At 73.9% G+C, this 1,212-nt stretch carries 1 protein-coding gene; it reads left to right on the top strand.

The genetic code is table 11. The annotated features are described in order from the left end of the window. Positions 1-174: 174 nt before the first annotated feature. On the top strand, positions 175-1,212 hold a 1,038-nt coding region (locus AB0I76_RS30290), incomplete at its 3' end, for a multidrug effflux MFS transporter (protein ID WP_357042671.1).

The following is a 1,212-nucleotide window of genomic DNA, read 5'->3' as shown; positions in this document are numbered from 1 at the left end:
CTCGCCGCGCTGCGCGACCGGGTGGCGCGCGTCGCGACGTCCGGGCCGGCACGCCCGGCGCCACCGGTGTGATCTCCGTCCCCTCCCGGCCGAGGGGGAATCAGAGCACCGGGTCTGGATTTGCAGTTGGACGTGACTTCTGCACCGTTCCCCGCCGTGACGCCGGGGGACCTCATGAGCCCCCGGCAGCGACTGCGGCTCGTCCTCGTCCTCGGATCGCTGATCGCGGTGGGTCCGCTGACCATCGACATGTACCTGCCCGCGCTCCCCGCGATCGTCGCCGACTTCCAGACCACGTCGGCGGCGGTCCAACTGACCCTCACCGGCACGCTGGCGGGCCTCGCCATCGGCCAGTTGCTGATCGGCCCGCTGTCCGACGCCGTCGGCCGGCGCGCGCCGCTGATCGGCGGCGTCGCGCTGCACGTCGTGGCGTCCCTGCTGTGCGCCGTCGCACCGAACATCGCGGTTCTCGGTGGACTGCGGGTGGTACAGGGTCTCGGCATCGCCGCGGCCTCGGTGGTCGCGATGGCGGTGGTCCGCGACCTGTTCAGCGGCGCGGCCTTCGCCACGCTGCTCTCGCGGCTGCTGCTGGTCATGGGTGCGGCGCCGATCCTCGCTCCGACCCTCGGTGGCGGGCTGCTGCGCTGGACGGACTGGCGCGGGGTGTTCGTGGCCCTGGCCGCCTTCGGTGTGCTTCTCGTCGTGGTCGCCGCGCTCGGCCTGCCCGAGACGCTGCCGCGCGACCGGCGCCGGCGCGGCGGAGTGGTCGCGACGCTGACCGTGTACGGCACACTCCTGCGGGACCGTACGTTCGTGGGTCTGGTCCTGGTCGCCGGACTGGCCATGGCGGCGTTGTTCGCCTACGTGGCCGGGTCGTCGTTCGTCCTGCAGGAGCAGTACGGGCTCGACGAGCAGCAGTTCGGGCTCGCCTTCGGCGCGGGCGCGGTCGGGCTGATCGCGGCGACCCAGTTCAACGTACGGCTGCTGCGCCGCCACTCGTCGCAGCGGATCCTCGTCGCCGCCCTGGCCGTGGGAACCGTGGCCGGGCTGGCGCTGCTCGGCTTCGCCGCGACCGGGTTCGGTGGGCTGCCGAGCCTGCTGGTGTCGTTGTGGGTGGTGCTCGCCGCGGCGGGCCTCGCGATGCCGAACGCGCCGGCCCTGGCCCTGTCACGGCACGGGGAGGCGGCCGGCACGGCGTCCGCCCTGCTCGGC

It is taken from the genome of Micromonospora sp. NPDC049799 (assembly GCF_040656655.1).
GTDB lineage: Bacteria > Actinomycetota > Actinomycetes > Mycobacteriales > Micromonosporaceae > Micromonospora.
This window is presented reverse-complemented; position numbering and strand designations above follow the sequence as displayed.